Raw genomic sequence first — 26,396 nt, 5'->3', positions numbered from 1 at the left:
CCGGCGCGCCCGCGACCGCAGCGCCCCAGGTCACCCAAAAGCGCCTTTCCCCAAACCCAGTCCAAAGCGGCGGCGTCACCGCCACCGCATCGGCCGTTCAGCGGGCGCCCGAGCTTATACAGAGGTCGGGTGGAACAGGCCGCCGGGGGAGGGGGTGAAGATCTCGACCCCGTCGGCGGTGACGCCGACCGAATGCTCGAACTGGGCCGAGAGCGATTTGTCGCGGGTGATCGCGGTCCACTCGTCCTTCAGCACCTTGGTCTCGGGGCGGCCGAGATTGACCATCGGCTCGATGGTGAAGAACATGCCTTCCTCGAGCTGCGGTCCGCTGCCGGCACGGCCGTAATGCAGGACGTTGGGCGGCGCGTGGAACACCCGGCCAAGGCCGTGGCCGCAGAAATCGCGCACCACCGACATGCGGTGGCCCTCGACGAAGCTCTGGATGGCGTGGCCGATATCGCCGAAGGTGTTGCCGGGCTTGACCTGCTCGATGCCGATCATCAGCGCGTCATGTGTCACCTGGATCAGGCGCTGGGCATAGGGCTTGGCCTCGCCGGCGACGTACATCCGGCTGGTGTCGCCGTACCAGCCATCGACGATCACGGTGACATCGATGTTGAGGATGTCGCCGTCGAGCAGCGTGTCATCGATGCGGGCGTGGTTGTCGTTCTTCCACTTGGGGATCTTGCTGCCCGGGATGCCGTGGCAGACCACGTGGTTCACCGAGATGCAGCTGGCGTGCTGGTAGCCGCGATAGCCGATGGTGGCCGAGGTCGCTCCCGAGGCCTCGACCGCGGCGCGGATCACCGCTTCGAGACCACCGGTGGTCTGGCCGGGCTGCACATGCGGCGCGACGTCGTCGAGGATCTTCGCGGCGACGGCGCCGGCGGCGTGCATGCCGGCAAAATCTTCGGGGTCGTGAATGCGGATGCCATCGCGGGTGAGGCGTCCGCCGGTGTCATGTCTCAAGGCTGCGCGCTCCGTTTGAATTCGAGTTCGTTACTTAAACCCTCGCGCGCCGCTTTGCCAGAGGGGACCGCCGGAACCCCGCTCTCCCCTTGCGTGTTGCCCATGAGAGCGTCAGGAACGATGCCATAACGCGATAAACCGGACGAGGGACGATGGAACAGCTCGACAATGTCATGAATACCGAGATCTACAACGGCACTTCCCTGTCGGACGTGCTCACCCTGGATTTCCTCGCGGGAATCCTCGGCAACGTGGTCACCGGGCTGCTGATCCTTCTCGTCGGCTTCCTCATTGCCGGTTGGGTCCGCCGCCGGGTGGTGGCGATCTCGAAGCGCAGTGCGCGGCTCGACGACACACTCTTCGCCTTCCTCGGCCAGATCGCCCGCTACGTGGTGCTGGTCTTCACCGGGCTGATCGTGCTGAACAATCTCGGTATCCAGACGACCTCGATCATCGCCGCGCTGGGCGCCGCCGGTCTTGCCGTCGGACTGGCGCTGCAGGGCACGCTGTCGAATGTCGCCGCAGGGGTGATGATCATCGTCTTCCGGCCCTTCAAGCTCGGCGATTTCATCGAGGTGGCCGGCGAGATGGGCACGGTGAAGGACATTACCCTCAACACCACCGAGCTGGCCTCGATCGGCAATACCCAGGTAATCGTGCCCAACGCCTCGATCTGGGGCAACGTGATCGAGAACTACTCCGTCTACAGCACCCGCCGCGCGGAATGGACCTTCGGCGTGGGTTACGGTGCCAATCTCAAGACCGCCGAAGAGGTGATCCTGAGCACTATCATGGCCGATGAGCGCTCGAAATCCGATCCCGAGCCCTTCATCCAGGTCAACAACCTCAACGACAGCTCGGTCGATTTCCTCGTCCGGGTCTGGGTCGAGAGCGCCGATTACTTCCAGTACCAGGCCGACATGAAGCGCAAGGTGAAGGAAGCGCTCGACCAGCACGGGGTCGACATCCCCTTCCCGACGCGTACGCTGATGGTCGAGCGCGACGAGGACGGCGCCATCGCGGCGCAATAGGGGCGACGAGGACAGCAAGCCGGGCACGGCAGGCATCGGTCCGGTCGCCGCGTCGGTTCAAGGCGGCGCGATATCATGTCGTGCCGCCCACGCACCATCTTGCGGAGCGGTGCGCGCGGGCCGTCTTTCGGTGTGTCGCGGGCCATCAACCGGTGTCGAACTGGGCCCAGATCGGCCGGTGATCGGAAATGTGAAAGCGGACGAAGGCGTCGAAGGGCTGAGCGCCGCGCGCCGTCCACAGATCGCCGAAGACCGCGCCATCGAAATCGAAGACCCCGTCGGTGATAAAGGCCCGCCCGGCATCGCCCGGCAGGAAGGCGAGCTGATCATACTGGTTGTCGCCGCCGATCACCGTGCCGATGCGGGTCTGGTGCTCGGGAATGTGCAGCCCGCGCCGGGTCAGGGCATCGAAGACCGGATCGCCCGGCTCCGTCGCGGGCATGTTGAGATCTCCGATCACCACCACGTTCTCCGAATAGGCCCGCCCGCGGCGCTGGCGCAGATCGGCCCAGCGGCCGAGCGCATAGCATTCCAGCGCACGGCGGTTGCGGGAATGGCCGTTGTCCTTGCCGAAATAGAGATGCGCATTGACCACGGTGAACTCGCGCTGGCCGGCACGGAAGGCCACCGCATAGGGATTGCGGTCAAAGCCGTGGAAGCTCTGCTTGGTGGTCGGCAGCTTGATGTAGCGATGCGCCGCCGGCGGAATGGCGATCTCTCCCGCCAGCTCTAGCCGGCTCACGCGGGTGGTGTCGAAGAGGAAGACCATGCGCTCGTCATTGCCGGCCTGGTCGGAGAGCACTGCGCCGTAGCCGGGCGAGAGCGCCGCCTGCAAGCGCCGGAAATCACTCAGGTCCTCCTTCACCTCCTGGATGGCGATGAGATCGAACCAGCTCAGGATCTCGGCCATGATGCGGAGGTCGTCATCGCTGCGCGGCTGCGCGGCATCGCCGAAATTGGCGATGTTCCAGCTGCCGAGCAGCAGCTTGCCGTCCTGTCGCGCGGGGATGGCGCGCCCGGGCTCGGTGTCGCGCCAGGCGCGGAGACGATCGATCTCCACGGCGGGATCGTAGGAGAAGCTGAACGGCGGTCTTGGAAACGGCGGCATCGGCAACGGCCTCGCACCAGCGGTCTGGGTGCCCGCGATGATAGCACCGGAGCGCGCGGTTTTTAAGTCGCCGCCGCTCTCCTGGCGCTTTCCGACCCCCGGTTGACATCCCATCCGCGCTGGCACAGGGTGGCCGCACATAACCAGGGGTGCTCCTTTCCGGGGCTGAGATGCGCGATCGCGCGAACCCTCTTACAGCTGATCTGGATAATACCAGCGGAGCGAGGTGCTATCATGTTCATAGGCGCGCAAGTGTCGCTATATCCGATGACGTCCGATTTCGTGGCGGTCATCACCGACGGGCTCGAAGCCCTCACCTCCTACCGTTCCGACCTGCGGATCGAGACCGACGACATGTCGACCCTGATGGTCGGTGCGCCCGAGGCGCTCTTCGCGGCAATCCGAGATCTGTTCGCTGCCGCCGCCCGCCGCCCCGAGCACGTGACCATGCATGTCACCCTGTCGCGTGGTTGCCCCGGCGAGCCCGATGACCCGAGCTGCCGCTGCGAGGCGCTGGAGCGCGCCCAGGAGCAAGGTCTCGCGGAGCGGCAGGCGCTGGCGGCCGAGGCGGTGACCGGCGCGCCCGTCGCCGGCGTCGAGATCGACGTGCAGTTCTCGCTCTACGTCATGGGTGGCGGCGACCACATGGAAGAGATCTATGGTTGCATCGATTTCCTGAAGAAGAGCGGCACCTTCCTGCGCTCGAAGAACTTCTGCACCCGGCTGCGCGGCGATGCCGGCGCGGTGTTCGCGACCCTGCAGCAGGCCTTCCTGCGCTTCGGGCCAGCGCAGGGCCATGTCACCATCGACCTGACCGCCTCCGCCAACAGCCCCAGCCTGCGCTGATCGCGCAGGGACGGCAGGGCGCTTACGCGTCCGCGCCGTTCGGTAATGCATGGTGTTTCTGCGACATATCCTTCCGGCCCTGCTGCTGGCCGTGGCCTTCCTTGTCGGATGGGAGGGCTACGTCACCCTGAGCGGCGCCTCGCCGCTGGTCCTGCCGGCGCCGAGCGACGTGGCGAACGGCCTCTGGATCGAGCGCCGCCGGATCGCCACGCATGCGGCAGCGACCATCGGGGTCGCAACGGTGGGGTTCGGCCTCTCTGTGCTCTTCGCCGTCGTCCTGTCGGTGCTGCTGCATTTCGCTGGCTGGTTGCGGCGCGGGCTCCTGCCGCTGCTTGTCGCCAGCCAGACCGTACCGATCGTGGCGCTGGCGCCGCTGATGGTGCTGTGGTTCGGCTTCGGGCTGCTGCCGAAAGTGCTGCTCGTCATCCTGGTGACCTTCTTCCCCATGGTGGTGAGCCTGATGGCCGGCTACGCGACCCTGCCGCGGGCGTTCCGCGATCAGCTCGTCTCGATGGGGGCCGGGCGCTGGCAGGTGTTCCGCCGCGCCACGCTGCCCTCCGCGCGCGGGCATTTCTTCGCCGGGCTCAGGATCTCGGCGACCTATGCCATCGTGGCGACGATCTTCGCCGAGTATGCCGGCGCGCGGCGCGGGCTCGGCATCTACATCCTGACCGCGAAAAACACCTTCCGAGCCGATCTGGTGCTCTCGGCGGTGGTGGTCTCGGCCCTGCTGACGCTGTCGCTGCTGGCACTGATCCAGCTCGTCGACCGCGCGACCGGGCGCCGCTTCCGGGGGGCGCGCGATGCTTGAGGTCTGTCGGCTGAACATCCATGCCGGGGAGACGGCCCTCGTGGAAGACCTATCTCTCACCCTCGCCACCGGGCGGCTCACCTGTCTGATCGGCCCCTCGGGCTGCGGCAAGAGCTCGGTGCTGAAATGGCTGGCCGGCGTGCTCGCGCCAGAGCTGCGGGTCACCGGAGAGGCACGGCTGGACGGGGTGGCGCTGACGCTGCCCGACCGGGCCATCGCCTACCAGCCGCAGCAGGACACGCTGTTTCCCTGGCTCACCATCCTGGAAAACGCCGCGCTCGGCCTCGAGATCCGCGGCAGCGCGCGCGCCGTGGCGCGGCGCGAAGTTCAGGCGCTGTTCCCGGCCTTCGGCCTCGCGGGGCATGAGCAGAGCTTTCCCGACCAGCTCTCCGGCGGCATGCGCCAGCGCGCCGCTGTGCTGCGCACGCTGGTGCAAAAGGCCGACGTGATGCTGCTCGACGAGCCGTTCTCGGCGCTCGACGCGGTGACGCGGCTGGCCATGCAGGACTGGCTCCTCACCCGACTGGAAGAGACGCCGCGCGCCGTGCTGATGGTCACCCACGATCTCTTCGAAGCGACCCAGATCGCCGACCGGGTGCTGGTCATGGCCAGGGGCCCTGGCCGGATCATCGCCGACATCGCCATTCCCACCCCCCGCGCCGGGCGCAGCGAGGCCGCCCTGGCCGAGACCCGTTCGGCGCTCAAAACCCTGCTCCTGGAGGACACAAGATGACCCGCATTTCCCTGGCCCTGATGGCCTGCCTCGCCGCGCCGGTGGCGCAGGCCGAAGAGGTGAGCATCGCGCTCGACTGGACCCTGAACACCAACCATGTCGGCCTCGTCGTGGCGCAGGAGAAAGGCTTCTATGACGCGGCGGGTCTCGAGGTCGAGATCCTGCCCTATTCCGACAGCGCCTCGACCGCGCTGCTGGCCGCCGGGGCGGTGGATTTCGCCTACATGACCGCGCTCGGCTTCATGAGCGCCAAGGCCGGCGGCGCCGAGATCACCGCGCTCTGGGTCACCATGCAGCGGGAGGCGGGCCGGTTGGTCTACAACAGCGACAATGCCGAGATCTCGCGCCCCGCGGATCTCGAGGGCAAGACCTATGCCGGCTTCGGCAGCGCCTGGGAGGATGCGCTGATCTCGACGATGATCGAGAACGATGGCGGCAGGGCTGTCTATGACACCGTGACGCTTGGCACCGGTGCCTACGAGGCGCTGGCCTCCGGCGCAGTGGATTTCACCCTCGAAGTTGCCACCTGGGAAGGGGTGAACAGCGAACTTCTCGGGCGTGACCAGTCGCATTTCATCTACGCGGATTATGGCGTCCCCGAGCCGCAGGGCGGCTATATCGGCACCCGCACCGAGACCCTGAGCGCCGCGCCCGAGACCTTGGCGGCCTTCATGGGCGCGACCGAGAAGGGCTACGCATGGGCCGCCGCGCATCCGCAGGAGGCGGCGGAGATCCTGATCGCTGCCGGCGATTTCCCGAACGAGGCGCTGGTGCGTGGCTCGATGGCGGCGATCGACGCGGGCGGCTATCTCACCGATGGCACCACGCCGGTGGGCCGGATCGACCCGGAGCGGCTCGAGGCGATGGCGAAGTTCCTCTATGGCAGCGAGGTGCTGCGCGGCGCCGATGGCGCAGCGCTCGCCTGGCCGGGCGGGGTGTCGGACTGGTTCGACCAGAGCTGGCGGGCTGACTGAGCGTCCCCGCCCGCAGGCCCGAGGGGCATAGAAGAGACGCGGAGGGGGCGCTGCCCCCTCTTGGCGCGATGCGCCAATTCACCCCCGAGGTATTTCTAAACCAGAGAAGACATGAGCGGAGCACTTCTGGCTTCTCTTCGTCAAAAATACTCCCGCCGGAGGCAGGCCGTCCGGTGCCGCGCGTGCAGGTCAGCGGCAAGGACGCGGCATCAGCTCCATTTCCACAGCGCCGGCACGAAGCGATAGGCCTCGCCCTCGCGCATGACGTGGCCGACACCGGGGAAGGGAAAGTGGTATCCAAGTACCGCCATGCGATCGGCCACCGCCATGTCGAGCAGGCGCTTGCGGGTCGTCACGGTGACCTCGCCATCCATGTCGAAGCTGTTGTACCACTCCGGGTGGGCGAAATTGGTGTAGGCGTGGCTCATGGCGTCGCCGGTGACGAGCAATTGCTGGCCGCCGGACTCGACGATCAGGCTCATGTGGCCCGGCGTGTGGCCGGGTGTGTCGAGGACTCGGAGGCCGGGGACGATCTCCTGCCCGTCGCGTATCATCTGCCAGTCGGCGCCGTCGACCTGGATCGAGTTCTGCGCGCCCACCACGAACTGCTGCATCTCCAGGGGCACCTGGCTCGCGAGCCCGTCCTGCATCCAGAAATCATGCTCCGCCTGGCCGAGGAAATAGGCGGCATCGGGCAGGATGGCCTCGTCGAAATCATCGCGGATGCCCCAGATGTGGTCGGGGTGGGCGTGGGTGATCACAACATGGGTGATCGATGAGGCATCGATCCCGGCCGCATCGAGATTGGCCATCAGCCGACCGGCGGTGTCGAGGAAGCGGTTGCCGGAGCCCACGTCGACCAGCACGATGGCCTCGCCGATCTCGACCAGCAGGTGGTTGGTGTGAGAGTAGTTGATCTCGGGCGACAGGAAGTGTTGCTCGAGGAAGGCTTTCACCTCCGCGGGATCGGCATTCACCCCGAGCCCATCGGTGGGCAGCTGCAGCGAGCCGTCGGAGATCACGGTGATCTTCGCCTCACCAAGGGTGAAGGCGAAATGCGTCGGGTTGCCGGTGGCGGGGGCGCCGAGCTCGGCGCGGCCGATCGCGGGCAGGGTCAGCGCCGGAGCCGCGGCGGCCATCGCGAGGATATCCCGCCGGCTGGGTTTGAAGAGCGTCATGCGGAGCCTCCCTCTCTCGTCGCACGAATAGACATATGCGAATAAGATACAGGATGCGGGCGCGAATGCCAGCGGGAAGGCCGCGCCGCGCTCAGCCGGCGCGCAGCACCGTCACGTGGGTGTCGCCGTAGCGGCGGGTGTCGAGCAGGGTGAAGCCCTCGGGCGCCAGTTGCGGCGCGCTCTCTTCCCAGACGATCAGCGCCTCGGGCGCGATCCAGCCGGCGGCGCGGGCGCCCTGCAGGGCGCGGGCGCCGAGATCCTTGCCGTAGGGCGGGTCGAGAAAGACGAGGTCGCAAGGCGCCTCTGCCGGGGGCAGGCGGCAAGCGTCGCGCGGGATCAGCGTCGTGCGGTCGGCGCAGCCCAGCAGGCGGATGTTGTCGCGCAGCAGCGATTGCGCCTTGCGGCCGTCATCGACGAAGGTGCAGGCCTCGGCGCCGCGCGACAGCGCCTCGAGCCCCAGTGCGCCGGTGCCGGCGAAGAGATCGAGCGCGCGGGCGCCCTCGAAGGGCTCGCCGAAGCGGCCACCGCCCAGCATGTTGAACAGGCTTTCGCGCACGCGGTCGGTGGTCGGGCGCAGATGCGCCCGGGGATCGCCCTTGCCAACCGGGGTAAGCGCCCGTCCGCGCCAGTCTCCGGCGATGATCCTCACGCTTTCAACAGCGCCTTGAGGTCGGTCTCGGGGTCGGCCACGGCCTCCGGCTCGGGCGACTTCCCGGCCTCGATCAAGCGTTTGCCGACCATGTAGGCGCGCGGATCGTTCATCGCGTCTAGCGCCAGCAGCGTGGCGCCGGCGTAGTACCAGTGCGACACCGCATCGCCCGATTTGCGCACCACCACCCGGTCGTAGCCGGTGTTCAGCCCGGCGATCTGCAGCTTCACGTCATACTGGTCCGACCAGAACCACGGCTTGGCCTCGTAGGCGCGGCCCACGCCCATGATGTTGTCGGCCACCGCCTCGGCCTGGTCGATGGCGTTGCCGACGCTCTCGAGGCGGATCTGCGCGCCGCGATAGGGGAAGGAGGCGCAATCGCCGGCGGCCCAGACATTGGGCGCCGAGGTGCGCCCGGTGGCGTCGGTGCGGATGCCGTTCTCGATGTCGATGCCGGCGGCCTCGGCGAGTTCGAGCGCCGGCAGGATGCCAACGCCGGCGATGACGAAATCGACCGGCAGCGTGCTGCCATCGGTCAGCTCGGCACCGGTCACCTTGCCATCCGTGCCGGTGAGCTTTCCGAGCCCCACGCCCTCGCGGATGTCGACGCCCTTCGCCGTGTGCAGGTCGCGGAAGTAGTCGGCGGTTTCGGGGGCGGCGACGCGCTGCAGGATGCGCTCGGCCATCTCGACCAGCGTCACCTTGAGGCCGAGCTTGGCGGCCACCGCCGCCGCCTCGAGCCCGATATAGCCGCCACCGACGATGAGCACGCTGGCGCCTTCGGTGAAGCGCGGCTTCATGGCGTCGACATCGGCGATGCCGCGCACGCAGAACACGCCGTCGAGATCGCCGCCGATCGCCGCCGGCAGCTTGCGCGGGTTGGAGCCCGTGCAGAACACGAGGTCGTCATAGGAGATCTTGCGCCCGTCGGCGATGATCGCGCGGGCTTCGGTATCGACGGCGGTGACCGGTGCGTTCAGCACCAGCTCGATGTCTTGCTCGTCATAGTAGGCGCGCGGGCGGAGGAAGAGGCGCTCCTCCTCCATCTCGCCCAGCAGGTAGGCCTTGGAGAGCGGCGGGCGCTGGTAAGGCGGCACCGGCTCGGCGCCGATCAAGGTGATCTTGCCGTCGAAGCCCTTGGAGCGCAGCCGCGCCACCAGGGAGGCGCCGGCCTGGCCGCCTCCGATCACCACCACATTGCTCATCTGCCTGCCCCCGGTTTTTGCATTTGCCTATTCGGGCGCAGCCTATATCCCTGACGTCGGAAAACGCAATCTAGGGAGACGCGCGACATGGCCATTTCCAAAGGTGACACGCTGCCCGGCGCAACGCTGGTGCAATTCGGGGAAAACGGCCCCGAGACGGTCAAGCTCGAAGACAAGGTCTCGGGCCGCAAGGTGGTGATCTTCGCGGTGCCCGGAGCCTTCACCCCGACCTGTCACTCGGCGCATGTGCCGAGCTTCATCCGCACCAAGGACGGCTTCGCGGAAAAGGGCGTCGACGAGATCATCTGCGTCTCGGTCAACGATCCTTTCGTGATGAAGGCGTGGGGCGAGTCCACCGGCGCCAGCGAGGCCGGGATCACCATGCTGGGCGACCCGGAAAGCGCCTTCACCAAGGCGATCGGCATGGATTTCACCGCGCCGCCGGCGGGCCTGATCGGGCGCTCGAAGCGCTACGCGATGCTGGTCGAGGACGGCACGGTCACCCTGTTCCACGCCGAGGCCAGCCCGGGCGAATGCGAGATCTCGGCCGGCGAGAGCCTGCTCGAGGCGATGTAAGACTGCCCCTGCGCGCCGGTCAGCCGGCGCGCTTGAGGTCGGCGATCATGGCGTCGATGTCGCCGCGGCGGCGGTCGAGCATGGCGCCGACCTCGGTCCGCTCGGTGAGCAGCATGTTCACGCCCTCGACATACATGTTGTAGAATCGGCCCGATTTCTCGCCGACGAAGAAGGTCACGTCGAAGGGCGACTGGCCGCGCAGCAGCGCCACGGTCGAGACCTGGTAGGCGTTCTTGACCTTCTTGCTGCCCTGGATCTCGAGCTTGCCGCCGATGAACTTGCGGAACTGCTTGCCGTATTTGCGGCTGACATAGCCCGCGAAAGCATTGGTGAAGGCTTTCTTCTGCGCCGGGGTGGCGCGGCGTCCGTCGGCGCCCATCGCGTAGGCCGCGATATAGGGCATGTCGCCGTAGCTTCGGAAGATACGCTCGAAATCGGCGATCATCGCCGCTTCCGACTTGCCGGACTCGATCACCCGGTTGATGTCGGCCAGCATGCGTTCGACCAGCGCCGAGGCCTGCGCCGCGGTCACCGCCAGCGCGGCGCCTGGCACAAGGGCGCAGAGGGCCGCCGCCGCGCTGCCGCTGATCATTTCCCTGCGGGTTAGAAAATGCCGGGTCATCAAAATCCCTCCGTGTCCAATGCCTCTGGGTCGATATAGTCCGCCGCGCCGGTCTCTGTATCCCCCAGCTGGTAGCGCCGGTAGGAGAGGTAGCTGTTGCGGGTCTGCGCGTAGCTGTCGGCGCTGTCATAGAGCAGCGTGTCGAGCGTGTCGCCGTATTCGACCCGCTCCGCCACCTTGCCGGCGGCGCGAATGCCGACCGAGTAGTAGCGCTCGGGGGAGGGCAGGTAGACATAGCCGAGAGGATTCAGGGCGATATCCACGAGCTTGCCGACCGCCTCGCGCTCGGTGGCGGGGCCAATGAGCGGCAGCTCGATATAGGCGCCTTCCGGGAAGCCCCAGACATGCAGCGTTTCCCCGAAGTCGCTCTTGTCTTCCGGCAGCCCGATCCCGCTGGCGACATCGAACAGCCCGGCGATCCCGACGGTGGCGTTGACGCCGAAGCGCAGCGTGTTGCGCGTGGCGCGGCCGAGCCGGGCCTGCAGCACCTGGTTGACGACGGTCCGCGGCGTGCGCAGCGTGTCGGCCATGTTGGCGACACCGGCCAGGATCGGGGCGGGGATGGCGCTGGCGCCGCCGTCACCGCCGCCGCCAAGCGCGGAATCGACGCGCTTGTTGAACGCGTGGATGCGGCGATTGGCGCCTTCCTGGGGATCGTAGATGCCGTCCGGCGCCTCGCCGGGGCCGGGAACGGCGCAGGCTGCGAGCGACAGGAGGGCGCAAAGAGCAAGAACGGTCTTCGGTGTCGGCATGTCGCAGTTACCTAAAATTATGGTGCATTGGAAAATTCCGTTCTTGCTATAAGAAGGACCATACTTGCAGATTGGGCCCGAGCCACAAGCCGCTGCCGCGCAGGTCACAAGCCTGTGACGGAATGGCGACAGCCCATTCGTTAAGGACTTATCCGCACTTTATGCGGCAAACATATACGACCCAAGGAGAGCGCATTTTCCGATGACACCGCGTTCGAAAGAAGCGGGGCGCGACGAACTGGTCGCCGCTCGCCGCCAAAGCCGACCCTATTACTGGTTCGTCGCGATCTTCAGCTTCTTCGTGAACCTGCTGATGCTGACCGGGCCACTCTACATGCTTCAGGTCTATGACCGGGTGCTCGGATCGCGCTCGGTCGCGACCCTGCTCGCGCTCTCGGCGCTGGTTCTGTTCCTCTACAGCATGATGGGGATTCTCGATTATGCCCGCGGCCGGGTGATGGCGCGGGTCGCCGCGCGCTTCCAGGCTGCGATGGACGTGCGCGTCTTCGATGCGGTGATGCGTCGCGCGGCGGTCAAGCCCGACGAGCTGTCGGCCACCGGCCTCAAGGATCTGGAATCGATCCAGCGGCTGATGTCCTCGCCGGTGCTCATGGCCTTCTTCGACATGCCGTGGACGCCGTTCTTCATCGCCGGGATCTTCGTCTTCCACCCCTGGCTCGGCTACCTGGCCCTGGCCGGCGGCCTGGTGCTCATCGCCGTCACTGCGCTGAACCAGATGTTCAGCCGCAACCCGACGCTGAAGTCGAACCATGCGCTGCTGGTGGCTGAGCGGAATTCCGACGAGATCCGCAACGAGGCCGAGATGGTGCAGTCGCTGGGTATGCGGGAGGATGCCTTCCGCCGCTGGAACGCCGCCCGCTCCGATGCGTTGCGCGGCCAGATCGGCACCACCGACATCATCGGCACCTTCACCGTCGCCACCAAGACCTTCCGGCTGTTCCTGCAATCGGCGATGCTCGGGCTTGGCGCCTATCTCGTGCTGCAGGGCGAGCTGACCGCGGGCGCGATGATCGCGGGCTCGATCCTGATGGGGCGGGCGCTGGCGCCGATCGAGCTGGCCATCGGCCAGTGGCCGGCCGTCACCCGGGCCCGCAAGGGCTGGGACAGCCTGGCCCAGCTGCTTGGCGAGGAGCCGCCGGAGCCGGCCCGCCTGCCGCTGCCCAAGCCGCAGGCCCGCCTCGAGGTGACCCAGCTCACCATCGTGCCGCCCGGTGAGCATCAGGCGTCGCTCAGGCTGGTCAGCTTCACCCTCGAGCCCGGCCACGCGCTGGGCGTCATCGGCTCGTCCGGCGCCGGCAAGTCGACGCTGGCGCGCGCGCTCACCGGCACTTGGAAGCCGGCGGGCGGCAAGATCCGTCTCGACGGCGCGGCGCTCGATCAATACGGGCAGGCGCTGGGCGAGCATATCGGTTACCTGCCGCAGCGCGTCACCCTGTTCAACGGCACCATCGCCCAGAACATCGCGCGCCTGTCGCAGACGCCGGACCCGGCCAAGATCGTCGAGGCGGCCAAGAAGGCCGACGCCCACGAGATGATCCTGAAGCTCCCGCACGGTTACGACACCAAGGTGTCGGCCACCGGCGGCCGCCTCTCGGGCGGTCAGATGCAGCGCATCGGGCTGGCCCGCGCGATGTATGGCGAGCCGGTGCTGCTGGTGCTCGACGAGCCCAACTCGAACCTCGACAACGAGGGGTCGGAAGCGGTGAACCGGGCGATCCGCACGATGAAGGAAGAGGGCAGGTCGGTGATCATCATGGCACACCGGCCCTCCGCGATCCGCGAGTGCGACATGCTCCTCATGCTCGAGCACGGCACCCGGGCGGCCTTCGGGCCCAAGGAGGAGGTCATGCGCTCGCGCGTCAAGAACCACGAACAGATTGCCAATGCGGCCGGGCCGGGAGGGGTCAGATGAGCGACGACGACAAGGGCTTTTCGCTGCGCACGCCGATGACCTTCGGCCTGATGGCCCTGCTCATCCTGGTGGCGGGCTTCGGCACCTGGGCGGCGACCACCGAGATCTCGGGCGCGATCATTGCCGGCGGCCAGATCCAGGTCGATCAGAACCGGCAGGTCGTCCAGCATGTCGATGGCGGCATCGTGCAGGAGATCCTCGTGGAGGAGGGCGACACAGTCGCCGAGGGCCAAGTGATGATCCGCCTCGATCCAACCCTGCTGCGCTCCGAGCTGAAGATCGTCGAAGGCCAGTATTTCGAGCTGCTGGCCCGCCGGTCGCGCCTCGAGGCGGAGCGCGACGGCGCCGACGAGGTCGTTTTCCCCGAGATCCTGCTGGAGCGGGTGGAAACAGATGACGAGGTCGCCGAGCTGGTCAGCGGCCAGCGCAACCTGTTCTTCGCCCGCCGCGATTCGAGGAATCGCGAGGTCGAGCAGCTCAACAAGCGCAGCGACCAGATCGGCAACCAGATCGAGGGCGTCGAGTCCCAGGTCGAGGCGCTGGAAGCGCAGCTGTCCTTCGTCGAGGAAGAGCTCGCGAGCCAGCAATCGCTGCTCGATCGCGGTCTGGCGCAGGCCAGCCGGGTTCTGACCCTCCAGCGCGAGGCGGCGCGGCTTGCCGGCGAGCGCGGCGAGTTGGTGGCCACCAAGGCGCAGGCCGAGGGCGAGATCACCGAGATCGACATCGAGATCATCAAGCTCGACACCGCCCGCCGCGAGCAGGCGATCACCACCCTGCGCGACATGCAGTATCGCAGCCGCGAGCTGGCCGAACAGCGCCTGGCCCTGATCGAGCAGCTCAAGCGGCTCGAGATCACCGCGCCGGTGGCGGGGGTGGTCTATGGCATGACGGTGTTCGCGCCGCGCTCGGTGATCCGGGCCGCCGATCCAGTGCTCTACCTCGTGCCGCAGGATCGTCCGCTGGTGATCGCGGTGAACATCGAGCCGATCCACATCGACCAGACCCATGTCGGCCAGGAGGTGACGTTGCGCTTCTCGGCGCTCGACCAGCGCACCACGCCGGAGCTCTTCGGCACGGTCACGCAGATCTCGGCCGATGCCTTCACCAACGAGCAGACCTCGGCAAGCTACTACCGCGCCGAGATCGTGCTCAACGAGGGCGAGCTGAGCAAGCTTCCGGAAGACAGCACGCTGATCCCCGGCATGCCGGTCGAGGCCTATCTGCGCACCGCCGATCGCACGCCCCTGGCCTATCTCGTGAAGCCCTTCACCGACTACTTCTCGAAGGCCTTCCGCGAAAGCTGATCGCGGCTCAAGCGGCTATTTCCATTGCGGCGCGGGGCGGATAGCCTCGCGCCGACTCACATCCGGAGGTTCCCATGAGCGATATCGATGCCCGCCTTGCCGAGCTTGGCCTGACCCTGCCCGAGGCGCCCGCACCCGCCGCCAATTACGTGCCCTTCGTGCAGACCGGCAACCTCGTCTTCGTCTCCGGCCAGATCAGCCAGGGCCCCGACGGGCTGATCCTCGGCAAGCTCGGCGCCGACATGGAAGTCGAGGCCGGTGCCAAGGCCGCGGCCGCCTGCGCGCTGGGCCTGCTGGCGCAGGTCAAGGCGGCTTGCGGAGGCGACCTGTCGAAGCTCAAGCGCGTGGTGAAGCTGACCGGCTTCGTAAACTCCACGCTCGAATTCACCGACCAGCCCAAGGTGATCAACGGCGCCTCGGACCTGCTGGTCGCGGTGCTGGGCGATGCCGGCCGCCACTCGCGTTCGGCGGTCTCTGCCGCGTCGCTGCCGATGGGCGTGGCGGTCGAGATCGAAGGCATCTTCGAGATCGCCTGAGCACCATGCTTCCCGCAAGCTTCCTCGACCGGCCCATCGCGCACCGTGCCTATCACGACATCGCGGCGGGCCGGCCCGAGAACTCGGTCGAGGCGATCATCGCCGCGATCGAGGCCGGCTACGGCATCGAGATCGACCTGCAGCTGTCGTCCGACGGCGTCGCGATGGTGTTCCACGATTACGACCTCGACCGGCTGACCGCCGAAACCGGCCCGGTGCGGGCGCGCAGCGCCTCCGCGCTCGGGGCGATCCCGCTCCGACATGGCTCGAGGGGCATCCCGACCTTCGCCGAGGTGCTGGCGCTGGTGGCCGGGCAGGTGCCGCTATTGGTCGAGGTGAAGGATCAGGACGGCGCGATGGGCCCTGATGTCGGCCCGCTCGAGGCGGCCGCCGCCGAGGCCCTGAACGGCTATGACGGCCCGGTGGCGCTGATGTCGTTCAACCCGCATTCGGTGGCCGCGCTGGCCGCGCTGGCGCCGGGTATTCCGCGCGGGCTGACCACCTGTGCCTACGAAGGCGAGGATGCCGAGCAGCTGCCCGAGGCGCGGCTCGCCGGGCTGCGCGCCATCGCGGATTTCGATCGCACCGGTGCCTGCTTCATCAGCCACGACTGGCGCGACCTGAACGCGCCGCGCGTGGCCGAGCTGCGCGCCGCCGGGGTTCCCGTGTTGTGCTGGACGGTGCGCTCGCCCGAGGATGAGGCGGTGGCGCGCGCGGTTGCCAACAACATCACGTTCGAGGGATACGCGGCTTGAACCCGGCGCGCTGCAGGCCAGATAGTGGCCAGCAGGGAAGACACGCATGACCGATCAAAGCCCCGGCGGCACCATCGCCGTCAACATCCTCACATCGCTGGACCAGATCGCGCCGGGCGACTGGGATGCCTGCGCCTGCCCCGAAGCGGCGGATGGCGGGCGGCCCAAGGATCCGTTCACCACCCACCGCTTCCTGCACGCGCTGGAAGCCTCGGGCTCGGTCGGGCGCGGCACCGGCTGGGAGCCGCGCTATCTGAGCGCCGAGCTCGATGGTGAGATCATCGCCGTGGCGCCGCTCTACGCCAAGGGCCACAGCCAGGGTGAATACATCTTCGACCACAGCTGGGCCCATGCCTACGAGAACGCAGGCGGCGACTATTACCCCAAGCTGCAGATCGCAGTGCCCTTCACCCCGGCGACCGGGCGGCGCTTCCTGACCAGGCCCGGCCACGAGGCCACCGGCATGTCGGCGCTGGTGCAGGGCGCGGTGCAGTTCGCGGCGCAGAACGAGCTGAGCTCGCTGCACGCCACCTTCTGCACCGAGGCCGAGGCCATCGCCGGCGAGCGCATGGGGCTGCTGCGCCGGGTCACCCAGCAGTTCCACTGGGAAAACGACGGCTACGCGGATTTCGACGCATTTCTCGAAAGCCTCAGCTCGCGCAAGCGCAAGAACATCCGCAAGGAGCGCCGCACCGCGCAGGGCTTCGGCGGCGAAATCCGGATGCTGGTGGGCGACGAGATCGCGGCCGAGCACTGGGACAGCTTCTGGCGGTTCTATCAGGACACCGGGGCGCGCAAATGGGGCTCGCCCTACCTCACGCGCGCCTTCTTCGAGATCGCCCACGAGACGCTGCGCGACGATATCGCCATGGTGGTGGCCATGCGCGACGGGCGCGACGTGGCGGGCGCGCTCAACTTCATCGGCCGCGATGCGCTCTATGGCCGTTACTGGGGCTGCGTCGAGGATCACCCCTGCCTGCATTTCGAGGCATGCTATTATCAGGCCATCGAGTTTGCCATCCGACACAGGCTGGCGCGGGTCGAGGCCGGGGCGCAGGGCGAGCACAAGCTGGCCCGCGGATACCTGCCGACCGAGACCCACTCGCTGCACTGGATCGCCGACCGGGGTTTCGCCGAGGCGGTGGCGCGCTATCTCGAGGAGGAGCGGCGGGCCATTGGCGAGGATATCGAGATCCTCACCGCCTATGGCCCGTTCCGAAAGGACCATAGGGAAGAACAGGAATGACCGAGAAACTCTCCGACACCGCCCGCGACACCATGCTCGCCCCGCTCTTCGAGGCCGGCTGGGAGATGGTCGAGGGCCGCGACGCCATCCACAAGACCTTCGAGTTTGCGGATTTCACCGAGGCGTTCTCGTGGATGACCCGCGCCGCGCTCTGGGCCGAGAAATGGGATCACCACCCGGAATGGAGCAATGTCTACAAGACCGTCGAGGTGACGCTCTCGACCCATGACGTGGGCGGGCTCTCGGCGCTCGACGCCAAGCTGGCGCGCAAGCTCGATACGCTCTGATCCCGTGCGGGCATGGCTCCGCCGGTAGCGCGGATCACGACCTCGGCCCGATCAGGCCGGGGTCTTTTTCTTTCGGGGTTTCGGTTCGCCGGCCGGGATGATCGTGTCGGGATCGACGCCGCGTTTCTCGGCACTGGCCCGGACCGCCTCGCGCAGGGTCTCGCTGCGCTTCAGCAACCGCCGGAACCGCGCCTCGTCGAGCACCAGAAGGGTGCTTGGCACGATGGCGCGCGACTCGAAGCGGCGCGGTTTCTGGGTCAGGATCGCGAGCTGGCCGAACATCTCGCCGCGGCCCAGCCGCCATGTCTGGCCGCCCCGCTCCAGCTCGACCGCGCCGTTGGCGATGAAATAGACGCTGCGCGCCGTGCTGTCGGGCCGCAGGATCACGTCCCCGGGGTTGACGTAGCGCGCAGAGAGCGCCCGGGCGAGCTGCTTGACCGAGGGCGCGTCGAGATCGGAAAACAGCGGGAATTGCCGCACCAGCTCGGAGCGCTGCAGGGCCACGTCGAGGCGCGGCCGCTTCTCGCTGGCGGCGCGGCGGTCGGCGATCTCCTGCATAAGCGAGGTGTGCAGCTCTTCCCCGATCAGCCCATCGGCGCGCATGGCGTTGTATTCGCGCTCCTCGAGCCGCAGCTGGGTGCGGCGGATGAAGTGGCGCTCGAGCGTTTCGGCATAACCCGGGTATTGCAGCCGCAGCCCTTCGAGCGCGGTGTTGACGGTCTCGACGCGGCGGTTGAGCAGCTCGGTCAGCAGGTCGGAGACGCGGCGGCCGTGGATGCGGCGGATGCGGCCGTGGATGAAGCCGTCGAGATCGCGCAGGATCAGCTTCTGCGACAGCAGGAGCTCGAACCGGTCGGCGGTGAGCCGGGCCAGCGGTCCGGACAGGCCGAGCCGGTTGTGCAGCACTGCCGCCACCCGGAAGCCCTTGCCATAGGCCACCACGCGTCGCGCGGCGCGGCGATAGCCGCTGCGGCCGCCGGTGCGCGTGGCTTCGATCAGCCGGTCGGCATCGGACAGAAGGATTTCCGACAGCCGCGACGAGATCGAGTGATCGCGCACGCGCTCGATTATGGTGTCGCGCTCGGCACCGGCCAGCGCGATCAGGCCCAGCGTGACGCGGTCCTTGTCGAGGATCTCGGTGTCTTCCTCGGCCTGTTTGACCGCCTCCTCGAGCCGATCGCCGAAGCGCTTGGCCTCGCCGCGCACGATGCGCTGGTCGAGATCGTAATTCGCCGTTGTGCGCGAGACGTCTTCGCGCACCGTTTGCAACGACACCGCCACCACCTGTTTCGACAGCGCCTGGTCGAGCGGCGAGAGCTGGTCGAGCCCGAGCTTGCCGATCACCCAGCGCAGCGTCGTGCCCTGCACCAGCAGGGTGAATAGGGTGAAGCCGGTGGCGAGGATGCCGACCTGCCGCTTGATCTCGACCGGCACGCGGAAGTTTTCAGTCACTGCGAGTGCCAGCGCCAGGGTGACGGCGCCGCGCAACCCGCCCCAGAGGATCGCGCTGCGGTAGGGGCGTTCGACCGGCGGCGACAGGCGAAGCCGCCCCATGATCGGCAGCACGAAGAACAGGATGAAGGCGCGGGCGGCGATTGCGGCGAGCACGACGACGAGCACGAGCCCGGCGTCGGAGAGCCGGAACTCCTCGAGCATCCGGGGGATCAGCAGGGCGGCGAGGATGAAGATCAGCGCCCCGGCCCAGTGCGCCAGCAGGTCCCAGACCTCGCGCAGGTTGGTCCAGGCCTCGGGCGGCAGCCGGCCCGGTCCGACGATGTTGAGCGTGAGGCCCGCGGCGACCACGGCGATCACTCCGGAGGCGCCGATGCTCTGCTCGGCGATGATGTAGGCGAGGTAGGGCAGGGCCACCGAGATCGACTGTTGCGCCAGCTCGTAGCGTCCGAAAATCCCCATCAGCCGCACCGCGATGCGGGCGAGGATCCAGCCGGTCAGCGCGCCGCCGAAGATCAGCAGCGGGAACTGGCTCAGCGCGTCCTCGAGGGTGGGGTCGGGCAGGCCGAGCATGACGAAGCCGAGGAAGAACCCGAAGAGCGCGATGGCGGCGGCGTCGTTGAGCAGGCTTTCGCCCTCGATGATCCGTGCCAGCCGGCGCGGCGCCGAAAGGGAGCGGAAGATCGAGATCACCGCCGAGGGGTCGGTGGTCGAGACGATCGCGCCGATCAGCAGGCAGGCGGCCAGCGGCAGGGTCGAGAACCATGACAGCGCGTAGCCGACGCTGAGCGTCGCCACGACGACGGCCCCAACCGCCATCAACAGGATCGGCACCCAGTCGTCCATCATCCGGCGGATGTTGAGCCCCAGCGTCGCCTGGAACAGCAGCGTCGGCAGGAACACGTAGAGGAACACGCTGGCGCGGATCGGCAGGCCGAGGATCGCCTCGGCCACCGGGTTGAGCGCGTCGGTCAGCGTGGTGCGCAGGAAGAAGATCGCCCCGGCGGCGATCAGGATGCCGAGCACGGCGAGGATCACGCTATAGGGCAGCCGCAAACGCGCCGCGAGCGGCTCGGCCAGACCGATGACAAGAAACAGCGACGCGATGACGGTCGTAACAACAACGATGTCCATGGCCCACGCAATAGCGGCAAACACCCTGTCTTCGGAAGGTCTGAAAACGTTGGAAACGCCCCATTTCACGCAACCGCGAGCGGCAAGCGGCGATCACCGGGGCGGCGATCGGCAAGGACATGCCGTCTGGTGACGCTTGCGTGATCCGCCTGCGCATTGCGCGGCAAGGCAGGCGCCTATAGGCTTGGCCAACCGATAAAAGGAGGCACTGGCATGGCAGGCAAGGCTCTCGGGCTTCTTCGCAACACGGCGCTTGCGCTGACGATGATCGCAGGCGTGGCGGCACCAGCCGCCGCGGCAAGCCTTGCTGGCGATTACCTCGCCGCGCGTCAGGCCAGCTTCAACGGAGATTTCAAGGCCGCGGCCGAGTATTACGGCCGCGCCGTGGCCTATGATCCGGGCAACCCGGCGCTGCTTGAACGGGCCACGCTTGCCAACCTGTCGCTCGGCGATGTCGAGCGCGCGGTGGCGCTGGCCGATCGCCTGTCGGAGCAGGGCTTCCAGAGCCAGGTCGGCCACATGGCCCAGATCGCCAAGCTCGCCCAGAGCGGCGATTATGACGCGCTTCTGGCGCGGATCGAGGAGAAGACCGCCATCGGACCGCTGGTCGACGGTCTGGTCGAGGCCTGGTCGATCCTCGGCCAGGGCGAGATGAGCGGCGCGCTCGAGGCGTTTGACGCGGTCTCGGAAGAGCGTGGCCTTGCCCCCTTCGCCTTCTACCACAAGGCGATGGCGCTGGCCTCGGTCGGCGATTTCGAGGGCGCCGAGGCGATCTTCGCCCAGAACCGTGCCGGCAGCATGCAATACACCCGCCGCGCGGTCATGGCGCGCTCGGAGATCCTCAGTCAGCTCGACCGTCAGGACGAGGCGGTGGCGATGATCGACGAGGGCTTCCCGCCGCCGATGGATCCGGGCCTCGCCGAGATGCGGCAGCGGCTGGTCGAGGGCGAGCGCCTGCCCTTCACCTACGTGAATTCCCCGAAAGACGGCATTGCCGAGGTGTTCTACACCCTCGCCGGCGCGCTCGCCAACGAGGCGGATGACGATTTCACCCTGCTCTACGCCCGCATCGCGCAATACCTGCGCCCGGATCATTCCGGCGCGATCCTGATGACCGCCTCGCTGCTCGAGGCGCTCGATCAGTATGACCTCGCGGTGGCCGCCTACAAGCAGGTCCCGCGCGACGATTCCTCCTACCACGCCGCCGAGCTCGGCCGCGCCGAGGCGCTGCGCTCGAGCGGCAAGGTCGATGCTGCGGTCGAGGTGCTCGAGCAGCTCGCAGGCACCCATGGCAGTCAGGCCACGGTGCAGTCGGCGCTGGGCGACATGATGCGCCAGCTCGAGCGTTACGACGAGGCGGTGGCCGCCTATGATGCCGCGCTGGCCAGCTTCGACGAGGAGAACCCCTCGCTGTGGTTCCTGCATTACGCCCGCGGCATCAGCAACGAGCGGCTGAAGAAATGGGGCATGGCCGAGACCGATTTCCGCAAGGCGCTCGAGCTCAACCCAGGCCAGCCGCAGGTTCTCAACTATCTCGGCTACTCTCTGGTCGAGCAGCAGGAGAAGCTCGACGAGGCACTCTCGATGATCGAGCAGGCGGTCGCGGCGCAGCCGCAGAGCGGCTACATCATCGACAGCCTCGGCTGGGCGCTCTATCGCCTTGGCCGCTACGAGGAGGCGGTGGTCCACATGGAGCGCGCCGCCGAGTTGATGGCGGTCGATCCGGTGGTCAACGACCACCTGGGCGATGTCTACTGGGCGGTCGGGCGCAAGCTCGAGGCCGAGTTCCAGTGGAAGCGCGCCTTGAGCTTCATCGACTGGGAAGACGCCTCCGACGAGATCGATCCCGAGCGCATCCGCCAGAAGCTGGAGGTCGGGCTCGACAAGGTGCTCGCCGAGGAAGGCAAGCCGCCGCTCAAGATGGCCAATGGCGAGTGAGGTCTTCGCACCGGCCAAGATCAATTTGACCCTGCATGTGACCGGCCGCCGCGAGGATGGCTATCACATGCTGGATTCGCTGGTGAGCTTCGCGCCGGTCGGTGACCTTCTGACGATTTCCGAAGGCGAGGGCCTGTCGCTCCGGGTCTCTGGCCCGGAGGCCGAGGGCGTGCCGGAGGATGGCAGCAATCTCGTGATGAAGGCGGCGTCCCTGCTGGGTGGAGACGCGGCGCTGCATCTCGACAAGGCGCTGCCGGCGGCCTCCGGCATCGGCGGCGGCTCGGCCGATGCCGCCGCGGCCCTGCGCGGGCTCTCGGCCTGGGGCGGCAGCGATGCGTCGCCGCAGGCGCTGCTTGAGCGGCACGGCGCGGCGATCCTTGCGCTGGGGGCGGATGTTCCGATGTGCGTCGCCTCCCGGCCCCTGCGGGCGCAGGGCATCGGCGAGCGGCTCACGCCGTTGGCGCTGCCGCCGGTGGCAGCCGTTCTGGTCAACCCGCGCCTGCAGGTCTCGACGCCCTCGGTCTTCCGCGCCCTCGAGAGCCGCGACAACACACCGATGCCGGACGACATTCCGGAGATGGCGGACGCGGCGGAGCTGATCGCTTTCCTGCACGAGATGCGCAACGACCTTCAGGCGCCCGCCTGCGCGGTTCAGCCCGCGATCCGCGACGTGCTCGCCCGGATCGGAGGCCAGCCGGGCTGCAGTCTCGTCCGCATGTCGGGCTCGGGGGCCACGTGCTTCGGGCTGTTTCTGTCCGAGAAGGAGGCGCAAGCGTCCGCCGAGGCCATCGCTGCGGCAGAGCCGGGATGGTGGGTGGCGAGCGGCGTGCTGGGCGATTGTTCGGCGCTGGCGGCGCCGCGGGGTCAGTAGACCCGCGACACCACGAAATCGGCGAGCTCGACCAGCAGGTCGCGCAGCTCGGATTGCGGCAGTTTCTGCATCGAGGCCTTGGCCTTGTCGGTCCAGGCCTGCGCGTCGGCGCGGGTCGCATCCAGCGCGCCATGCGTCTCGAGCAGCGTCAGAGCTTGCTCGAGATCGCCCTCCTGCTGGTCGCCTTTCTCGATGGTGCGCTTCCAGAAGGCGCGCTCCTCGTCATCGGCGGCGGCGATCGCCTTGATCACCGGCAGGGTCAGCTTGCGCTCGCGGAAATCGTCGCCGACATTCTTGCCGGTGGCGGCGCTGTCGCCCTGGTAGTCGAGCAGGTCGTCGACGATCTGGAAGGCGATCCCCAGCGCGTCGCCGTAATCGAACAGTGCCTGCACCTGCTCCTCGGCCACGCCGGCGATCACGCCGCCGACCTCGGTCGCCGCCGAGAACAGCGCCGCGGTCTTGCCGCGCACCACCTGCAGGTAGATGTCCTCGTTGGTGCGCAGATCCTGCGCCGCGGTAAGCTGCAGCACCTCGCCCTCGGCGATGGTGGCGGCGGCGTTCGAGAGGATGTTGAGCACCCGCAGGTTGCCGGGCTCGACCATCAGCTGGAAGGCGCGGGCGAAGAGGTAATCGCCCACCAGAACGCTCGACTTGTTGTCCCAGAGCAGGTTGGCGGTCGGGCGGCCCCGGCGCTGCTTGCTCTCGTCGACCACGTCGTCATGCAGCAGCGTCGCGGTGTGGATGAACTCCACGGTCGCCGCGAGATGGACATGGAACGGCCCCTCGTAGCCGCAGAGCCGCGCCGAGGCGAGGGTCAGCAGCGGGCGGAGGCGCTTGCCGCCGGCCTCGACGAGATGCGCGGTGACCTCGGGAATGCGCGGCGCGTGCTTCGACGCCATGCGCTCGCGGATCAGGGCGTTGACCCCGTCCATGTCCCCGGTCAGCAGCGTGGCGAGCCGGTCATGCGGCTTCTGCATCGGCGTATCCAAACCCATCAAACCCTCGGTATCGGCCTCGACAAGGAGGCGCCCCTGTCCTTACATCCCCGGCATGGAAGAGCTTCTGCGCACAAACGACATCACGCTGATCCCGCTGGTCAAAACCCTTCTCGACGGGGAGGGTATAGACAGCTTCGAGCTGGACGTAAACATGAGCGTGCTCGAGGGCAGCTTGGGCATTCTGCCGCGGCGGCTGATGGTCCGAGCCGACCAGATCGACGATGCCCGCCGCATCCTGCGCATGAACGGGGTGCGCTTTGAGGACTGAGCCCTTCGCCGAGGACGCGTTGCAGCGCAGCGATTTCCTTGGCGGGCAGGTGCGGCTCTGGCAACCGCGCGAGGGCTACCGGGCGGGTATCGACCCGGTGCTGCTGGCGGCCTGCGTGCCGGCAAAGGCGGGTCAGAGCGTTCTGGAACTGGGCTGTGGCGCCGGACCGGCGCTCTGCTGCCTCGGTACGCGGGTGCCAAGGCTGCGGCTCACCGGGCTCGAGATCCAGCCCGCCTACGCGGCGCTGGCGCGGCGCAACCTCGCGGAAAACCGGCTCTCGGGCGAGGTCATCGAGGGCGATATTGGTGCGCCGCCCGGGGCGTTGAAGGCGCTCACGGTCGATCACGTCCTCGCCAACCCGCCCTATTTCGAGACCGAGCGCCGCACCATCGCTCCCGATGCCGGGCGCGAGATGGCTTTGGCAGGGGAGGTGCCGCTTGGCGCATGGGTGCGGCTCGCGGCAAAGCGCCTGCGCGACAGGGGCACGGCCACCTTCATCCAGCGCGCCGAGCGCCTGCCCGAGCTTCTGGCGTCGATGGCGGAAGGGCTGGGCTCGCTCGAGCTCTGGCCACTGGCGCCGCGAGAGGGGCGGGCGCCTCGGCTGATTCTCGCCCGCGGGCGCAAGGGCGGACGCGCGGCATTTCGCCTTCACGCGCCGCTGATCCTGCATTCGGGCCCCGCGCATATTGAAGATGGCGAGGACTATACCGATCTCATCCGTACGGTGCTGCGGGGAGGCGAGGCGCTCAATTTCCCGCCGTGACCGGTCGGTGTTGACGCACGGTAAGGCAATGTTGAGGACGTTCGCATCTGCAGCGTGACTTGAATCGCCGGATGTGCTGCACTGAAGGCTCTTGCCCAGCAAAGGAGGACAATATGAGCTTGAGTTCGCATCTGCAGGAACTGAAGAAAAAGCACCACCACCTCTCGACCGCTGTAGAAGAAATGCAACGCAGTCCGGGCGTTGACGACCTGCACGTCGCCGAACTGAAGAAGCAGAAACTCCGCCTCAAGGAAGAGATCACCCGGCTGAGCACGCAGCCGCACTGATCCCCACGCACTTTGCAAATCACCGGTCTGGTGGTCGCAGGACCGCCCGGCCGCCCCGGAATTCCGAGGTAACAGCAGCTCGAATCGGAGCTGACACAAATTAAACATCGGATTGTAAAACGCTGGTGACGGCGCGGAGGGAAACGCCCGCGCCGTCACTTCGTTTGGTCACTTGCTCAGTCGCTGATCGGCTCGAGCGCCGCTTCCAGCCGTTCGCGCAGGTGGGCGTGCTGGTCGGGCAGCTTCAACGCCTCGCCGAGCGCGGCACGGTCTTCGTCGCGGTCGAAGCCGGGCTCGCCGGTCGCCACCTCAAACAGAACCCCGCCGGGGCTGCGGAAGTAGATCGCCCAGAAGTAATCTCGGTCGATCTGCTCGGTGACGCGGAAGCCCTCGCTCTCGAGCGCCTGCTGCACCTCCTTCTGCGCCGCGCGATCGGCAACGGCGAAGGCCACGTGATGCACGCTGCCGGCGCCCTGTCCGGCCTCCGGCGCGTCGCTCTGCGCGAGGTCGACATGGTTGGCGCCGTTGCCGTTGGGCATGACGAAGCGGGTCACGGCCCCCTCGGTCCCGGCCTCTTCATAGCCCATGAAGCGCAGCAGTTCGGCGGTCGGGCCGATGTCGGACAGCGCCATCTCCACCGAGTGGAAGCCGCGAATGGCGGCGTCGGCTGAGACGCCGCTCCCGGTCCACGGGCTGCGGTCGTCATCACTCTCGACCAGCGTCAGGTCATCGCGATCCGGACCGTCGAAGCGCAGCCGCGCCTCGCCAAAGCGTTCTTCGCGCAGGCTCGGCGTGCGCCCGGCTAGGCGCTCTTGCCAGAATGGCAGGCTGCCCTTCGGCACCGCGAAAGCGGTGGTCGAGACCTCGCCGCTGCCGGGGGTCCGGCGTGTGGCGTTGGGGAAGGGGAAATAGGTCATCACCGTGCCGGGTGTGCCGATCTCATCGCCGTAATAGAGGTGATAGACGTCGGGCCGGTCGAAATTCACCGTCTTCTTGACCCGTCGGAGGCCCAGCGTCCGGGTGAAGAACGCGTTGTTCTGCTGCGCGCCGCTGGCCAGCGACGTGACATGGTGAAGGCCTAGGATCTGGCTGAGCATGGCGGGTCTCCTCTGGTCCGTGTGATCGCAAATATAGGGCGCGGGGCGCGCTTGGCATATTGGCGGCGGCGCG

At 67.6% G+C, this 26,396-nt stretch carries 27 protein-coding genes and 1 riboswitch; of the genes, 17 read left to right on the top strand and 10 right to left on the bottom strand.

Going from position 1 to position 26,396, the window contains the following annotated elements; translation table 11 throughout:
- Positions 1–114: 114 nt before the first annotated feature.
- Positions 115–969 (bottom strand): type I methionyl aminopeptidase, encoded by an 855-nt coding sequence (gene map, locus KUV62_RS03585; protein WP_222602292.1) that lies wholly within the window; start codon positions 967–969, stop codon positions 115–117.
- Positions 970–1,121: 152 nt separating this feature from the next.
- Between map and KUV62_RS03580 the strand changes: the two genes are divergently transcribed.
- Positions 1,122–2,000 carry a mechanosensitive ion channel family protein gene (locus tag KUV62_RS03580; protein WP_222602291.1) on the top strand — a complete coding sequence of 293 codons (879 nt, stop codon included), beginning with the start codon at positions 1,122–1,124 and terminating at the stop codon, positions 1,998–2,000.
- Positions 2,001–2,145: 145 nt separating this feature from the next.
- Here the strand turns inward: KUV62_RS03580 and KUV62_RS03575 are convergent, their stop codons facing one another.
- Positions 2,146–3,108: an endonuclease/exonuclease/phosphatase family protein gene (locus KUV62_RS03575; protein WP_222602290.1), complete on the bottom strand. Its 963-nt coding sequence runs from the start codon at positions 3,106–3,108 to the stop codon at positions 2,146–2,148.
- 135 nt (positions 3,109–3,243) lie between these two features.
- Positions 3,244–3,350, top strand: a riboswitch (TPP riboswitch).
- Between KUV62_RS03575 and KUV62_RS03570 the strand changes: the two genes are divergently transcribed.
- From KUV62_RS03570 to KUV62_RS03555, 4 genes are all read left to right on the top strand, one after another.
- The gene (locus KUV62_RS03570) at positions 3,343–3,954 is read left to right on the top strand and encodes a Ykof family thiamine-binding protein (RefSeq protein ID WP_222602289.1); all 612 of its coding nucleotides are present in this window, start codon (positions 3,343–3,345) and stop codon (positions 3,952–3,954) included. (Overlaps the previous riboswitch by 8 nt.)
- A gap of 49 nt (positions 3,955–4,003) precedes the next feature.
- On the top strand, positions 4,004–4,765 hold the full coding sequence (locus tag KUV62_RS03565; protein WP_222602288.1) for an ABC transporter permease: 762 nt from the start codon (positions 4,004–4,006) through the stop codon (positions 4,763–4,765).
- Complete coding sequence (locus KUV62_RS03560) at positions 4,758–5,498, top strand: ABC transporter ATP-binding protein (protein ID WP_222602287.1); 741 nt, start codon at positions 4,758–4,760, stop codon at positions 5,496–5,498. The genes KUV62_RS03565 and KUV62_RS03560 overlap by 8 nt, the downstream gene beginning before the upstream one ends.
- Positions 5,495–6,472, top strand: coding sequence for an ABC transporter substrate-binding protein (locus KUV62_RS03555; RefSeq protein WP_222602286.1), 978 nt, complete (start codon positions 5,495–5,497; stop codon positions 6,470–6,472). Before KUV62_RS03560 ends, KUV62_RS03555 begins: the two co-directional genes overlap by 4 nt.
- A 209-nt stretch (positions 6,473–6,681) precedes the next feature.
- Here the strand turns inward: KUV62_RS03555 and KUV62_RS03550 are convergent, their stop codons facing one another.
- The 3 genes from KUV62_RS03550 to KUV62_RS03540 all read right to left on the bottom strand — a co-directional run bounded on the left by KUV62_RS03550 (position 6,682) and on the right by KUV62_RS03540 (position 9,504).
- Positions 6,682–7,650, bottom strand: a complete 969-nt coding sequence (locus KUV62_RS03550) for an MBL fold metallo-hydrolase (protein ID WP_222602285.1) — start codon at positions 7,648–7,650, stop codon at positions 6,682–6,684.
- Positions 7,651–7,741: 91 nt separating this feature from the next.
- Complete coding sequence (gene rsmD, locus KUV62_RS03545; protein WP_222602284.1) at positions 7,742–8,299, bottom strand: 16S rRNA (guanine(966)-N(2))-methyltransferase RsmD; 558 nt, start codon at positions 8,297–8,299, stop codon at positions 7,742–7,744.
- Positions 8,296–9,504 carry an NAD(P)/FAD-dependent oxidoreductase gene (locus tag KUV62_RS03540; protein ID WP_222602283.1) on the bottom strand — a complete coding sequence of 403 codons (1,209 nt, stop codon included), beginning with the start codon at positions 9,502–9,504 and terminating at the stop codon, positions 8,296–8,298. Before KUV62_RS03540 ends, rsmD begins: the two co-directional genes overlap by 4 nt.
- Positions 9,505–9,591: 87 nt before the next feature.
- On the opposite strand from KUV62_RS03540, the gene KUV62_RS03535 reads away from it, so the two are divergent.
- The gene (locus tag KUV62_RS03535; protein WP_222602282.1) at positions 9,592–10,080 is read left to right on the top strand and encodes a peroxiredoxin; all 489 of its coding nucleotides are present in this window, start codon (positions 9,592–9,594) and stop codon (positions 10,078–10,080) included.
- 19 nt (positions 10,081–10,099) lie between these two features.
- Here KUV62_RS03535 and KUV62_RS03530 read toward each other — a convergent pair whose 3' ends face one another.
- Complete coding sequence (locus KUV62_RS03530; protein WP_222602281.1) at positions 10,100–10,702, bottom strand: phospholipid-binding protein MlaC; 603 nt, start codon at positions 10,700–10,702, stop codon at positions 10,100–10,102.
- A complete protein-coding gene (locus KUV62_RS03525; RefSeq protein WP_222602280.1) occupies positions 10,702–11,454 on the bottom strand; it encodes a VacJ family lipoprotein in 753 nt (250 codons plus the stop codon). Before KUV62_RS03525 ends, KUV62_RS03530 begins: the two co-directional genes overlap by 1 nt.
- Before the next feature lie 202 nt (positions 11,455–11,656).
- On the opposite strand from KUV62_RS03525, the gene KUV62_RS03520 reads away from it, so the two are divergent.
- From KUV62_RS03520 to KUV62_RS03495, 6 genes are all read left to right on the top strand, one after another.
- A complete protein-coding gene (locus KUV62_RS03520) occupies positions 11,657–13,387 on the top strand; it encodes a type I secretion system permease/ATPase (RefSeq protein ID WP_222602279.1) in 1,731 nt (576 codons plus the stop codon).
- Complete coding sequence (locus KUV62_RS03515) at positions 13,384–14,691, top strand: HlyD family type I secretion periplasmic adaptor subunit (RefSeq protein ID WP_222602278.1); 1,308 nt, start codon at positions 13,384–13,386, stop codon at positions 14,689–14,691. The genes KUV62_RS03520 and KUV62_RS03515 overlap by 4 nt, the downstream gene beginning before the upstream one ends.
- A gap of 74 nt (positions 14,692–14,765) precedes the next feature.
- Positions 14,766–15,227, top strand: a complete 462-nt coding sequence (locus tag KUV62_RS03510) for a RidA family protein (RefSeq protein WP_222602277.1) — start codon at positions 14,766–14,768, stop codon at positions 15,225–15,227.
- Between the two features lie 5 nt (positions 15,228–15,232).
- Complete coding sequence (locus KUV62_RS03505; RefSeq protein ID WP_410000829.1) at positions 15,233–15,982, top strand: glycerophosphodiester phosphodiesterase family protein; 750 nt, start codon at positions 15,233–15,235, stop codon at positions 15,980–15,982.
- Between the two features lie 46 nt (positions 15,983–16,028).
- Complete coding sequence (locus KUV62_RS03500) at positions 16,029–17,228, top strand: GNAT family N-acetyltransferase (protein ID WP_222602276.1); 1,200 nt, start codon at positions 16,029–16,031, stop codon at positions 17,226–17,228.
- Positions 17,225–17,515 (top strand): 4a-hydroxytetrahydrobiopterin dehydratase, encoded by a 291-nt coding sequence (locus KUV62_RS03495; protein WP_222602275.1) that lies wholly within the window; start codon positions 17,225–17,227, stop codon positions 17,513–17,515. The genes KUV62_RS03500 and KUV62_RS03495 overlap by 4 nt, the downstream gene beginning before the upstream one ends.
- Before the next feature lie 51 nt (positions 17,516–17,566).
- Here the strand turns inward: KUV62_RS03495 and KUV62_RS03490 are convergent, their stop codons facing one another.
- Entirely contained in the window at positions 17,567–20,101 is a 2,535-nt protein-coding gene (locus KUV62_RS03490) for a cation:proton antiporter (RefSeq protein ID WP_222602274.1), read from the bottom strand.
- Between the two features lie 213 nt (positions 20,102–20,314).
- Here KUV62_RS03490 and KUV62_RS03485 point away from each other — a divergent pair, with 213 nt between their 5' ends.
- Both KUV62_RS03485 and KUV62_RS03480 read left to right on the top strand, forming a co-directional pair.
- Complete coding sequence (locus KUV62_RS03485; RefSeq protein ID WP_222602273.1) at positions 20,315–22,039, top strand: tetratricopeptide repeat protein; 1,725 nt, start codon at positions 20,315–20,317, stop codon at positions 22,037–22,039.
- The gene (locus tag KUV62_RS03480; RefSeq protein ID WP_222602272.1) at positions 22,029–22,910 is read left to right on the top strand and encodes a 4-(cytidine 5'-diphospho)-2-C-methyl-D-erythritol kinase; all 882 of its coding nucleotides are present in this window, start codon (positions 22,029–22,031) and stop codon (positions 22,908–22,910) included. Before KUV62_RS03485 ends, KUV62_RS03480 begins: the two co-directional genes overlap by 11 nt.
- Here KUV62_RS03480 and KUV62_RS03475 read toward each other — a convergent pair.
- Positions 22,904–23,905 carry a polyprenyl synthetase family protein gene (locus KUV62_RS03475; protein WP_222602271.1) on the bottom strand — a complete coding sequence of 334 codons (1,002 nt, stop codon included), beginning with the start codon at positions 23,903–23,905 and terminating at the stop codon, positions 22,904–22,906. The genes KUV62_RS03480 and KUV62_RS03475 overlap by 7 nt on opposite strands.
- Positions 23,906–23,960: 55 nt before the next feature.
- Here KUV62_RS03475 and KUV62_RS03470 point away from each other — a divergent pair, with 55 nt between their 5' ends.
- The 3 genes from KUV62_RS03470 to KUV62_RS03460 all read left to right on the top strand — a co-directional run bounded on the left by KUV62_RS03470 (position 23,961) and on the right by KUV62_RS03460 (position 25,226).
- Positions 23,961–24,176, top strand: coding sequence for a DUF2007 domain-containing protein (locus KUV62_RS03470; protein WP_007794050.1), 216 nt, complete (start codon positions 23,961–23,963; stop codon positions 24,174–24,176).
- A complete protein-coding gene (locus KUV62_RS03465) occupies positions 24,166–24,939 on the top strand; it encodes a tRNA1(Val) (adenine(37)-N6)-methyltransferase (protein WP_222602270.1) in 774 nt (257 codons plus the stop codon). The genes KUV62_RS03470 and KUV62_RS03465 overlap by 11 nt, the downstream gene beginning before the upstream one ends.
- Before the next feature lie 113 nt (positions 24,940–25,052).
- Complete coding sequence (locus tag KUV62_RS03460; protein WP_222602269.1) at positions 25,053–25,226, top strand: YdcH family protein; 174 nt, start codon at positions 25,053–25,055, stop codon at positions 25,224–25,226.
- Positions 25,227–25,402: 176 nt separating this feature from the next.
- Here KUV62_RS03460 and KUV62_RS03455 read toward each other — a convergent pair whose 3' ends face one another.
- Positions 25,403–26,323, bottom strand: coding sequence for a VOC family protein (locus KUV62_RS03455; protein WP_222602268.1), 921 nt, complete (start codon positions 26,321–26,323; stop codon positions 25,403–25,405).
- Between the last annotated feature and the right edge of the window lie 73 nt (positions 26,324–26,396).

Origin of the sequence: Salipiger bermudensis (assembly GCF_019801965.1) — a bacterium.
Lineage (GTDB): Bacteria > Pseudomonadota > Alphaproteobacteria > Rhodobacterales > Rhodobacteraceae > Salipiger > Salipiger bermudensis_A.
The sequence above is the reverse complement of the archived record's forward strand: the minus strand, read 5'-3'. Positions and strand labels throughout refer to the sequence as shown.

Coding starts and splice junctions, on each gene's coding strand:
- KUV62_RS03475 (WP_222602271.1), bottom strand. CDS start 23,905: ATGGGTTTGGATACGCCGATGCAGAAGCCGCATGACCGGCTCGCCACG.
- KUV62_RS03550 (WP_222602285.1), bottom strand. CDS start 7,650: ATGACGCTCTTCAAACCCAGCCGGCGGGATATCCTCGCGATGGCCGCC.
- KUV62_RS03485 (WP_222602273.1), top strand. CDS start 20,315: ATGGCAGGCAAGGCTCTCGGGCTTCTTCGCAACACGGCGCTTGCGCTG.
- KUV62_RS03460 (WP_222602269.1), top strand. CDS start 25,053: ATGAGCTTGAGTTCGCATCTGCAGGAACTGAAGAAAAAGCACCACCAC.
- KUV62_RS03455 (WP_222602268.1), bottom strand. CDS start 26,323: ATGCTCAGCCAGATCCTAGGCCTTCACCATGTCACGTCGCTGGCCAGC.
- KUV62_RS03500 (WP_222602276.1), top strand. CDS start 16,029: ATGACCGATCAAAGCCCCGGCGGCACCATCGCCGTCAACATCCTCACA.
- KUV62_RS03520 (WP_222602279.1), top strand. CDS start 11,657: ATGACACCGCGTTCGAAAGAAGCGGGGCGCGACGAACTGGTCGCCGCT.
- KUV62_RS03580 (WP_222602291.1), top strand. CDS start 1,122: ATGGAACAGCTCGACAATGTCATGAATACCGAGATCTACAACGGCACT.
- KUV62_RS03565 (WP_222602288.1), top strand. CDS start 4,004: ATGGTGTTTCTGCGACATATCCTTCCGGCCCTGCTGCTGGCCGTGGCC.
- KUV62_RS03495 (WP_222602275.1), top strand. CDS start 17,225: ATGACCGAGAAACTCTCCGACACCGCCCGCGACACCATGCTCGCCCCG.
- KUV62_RS03555 (WP_222602286.1), top strand. CDS start 5,495: ATGACCCGCATTTCCCTGGCCCTGATGGCCTGCCTCGCCGCGCCGGTG.
- KUV62_RS03510 (WP_222602277.1), top strand. CDS start 14,766: ATGAGCGATATCGATGCCCGCCTTGCCGAGCTTGGCCTGACCCTGCCC.
- KUV62_RS03470 (WP_007794050.1), top strand. CDS start 23,961: ATGGAAGAGCTTCTGCGCACAAACGACATCACGCTGATCCCGCTGGTC.
- KUV62_RS03530 (WP_222602281.1), bottom strand. CDS start 10,702: ATGACCCGGCATTTTCTAACCCGCAGGGAAATGATCAGCGGCAGCGCG.
- KUV62_RS03560 (WP_222602287.1), top strand. CDS start 4,758: ATGCTTGAGGTCTGTCGGCTGAACATCCATGCCGGGGAGACGGCCCTC.
- KUV62_RS03535 (WP_222602282.1), top strand. CDS start 9,592: ATGGCCATTTCCAAAGGTGACACGCTGCCCGGCGCAACGCTGGTGCAA.
- KUV62_RS03515 (WP_222602278.1), top strand. CDS start 13,384: ATGAGCGACGACGACAAGGGCTTTTCGCTGCGCACGCCGATGACCTTC.
- KUV62_RS03575 (WP_222602290.1), bottom strand. CDS start 3,108: ATGCCGCCGTTTCCAAGACCGCCGTTCAGCTTCTCCTACGATCCCGCC.
- KUV62_RS03505 (WP_410000829.1), top strand. CDS start 15,233: ATGCTTCCCGCAAGCTTCCTCGACCGGCCCATCGCGCACCGTGCCTAT.
- KUV62_RS03480 (WP_222602272.1), top strand. CDS start 22,029: ATGGCGAGTGAGGTCTTCGCACCGGCCAAGATCAATTTGACCCTGCAT.
- KUV62_RS03490 (WP_222602274.1), bottom strand. CDS start 20,101: ATGGACATCGTTGTTGTTACGACCGTCATCGCGTCGCTGTTTCTTGTC.
- KUV62_RS03525 (WP_222602280.1), bottom strand. CDS start 11,454: ATGCCGACACCGAAGACCGTTCTTGCTCTTTGCGCCCTCCTGTCGCTC.
- KUV62_RS03570 (WP_222602289.1), top strand. CDS start 3,343: ATGTTCATAGGCGCGCAAGTGTCGCTATATCCGATGACGTCCGATTTC.
- KUV62_RS03540 (WP_222602283.1), bottom strand. CDS start 9,504: ATGAGCAATGTGGTGGTGATCGGAGGCGGCCAGGCCGGCGCCTCCCTG.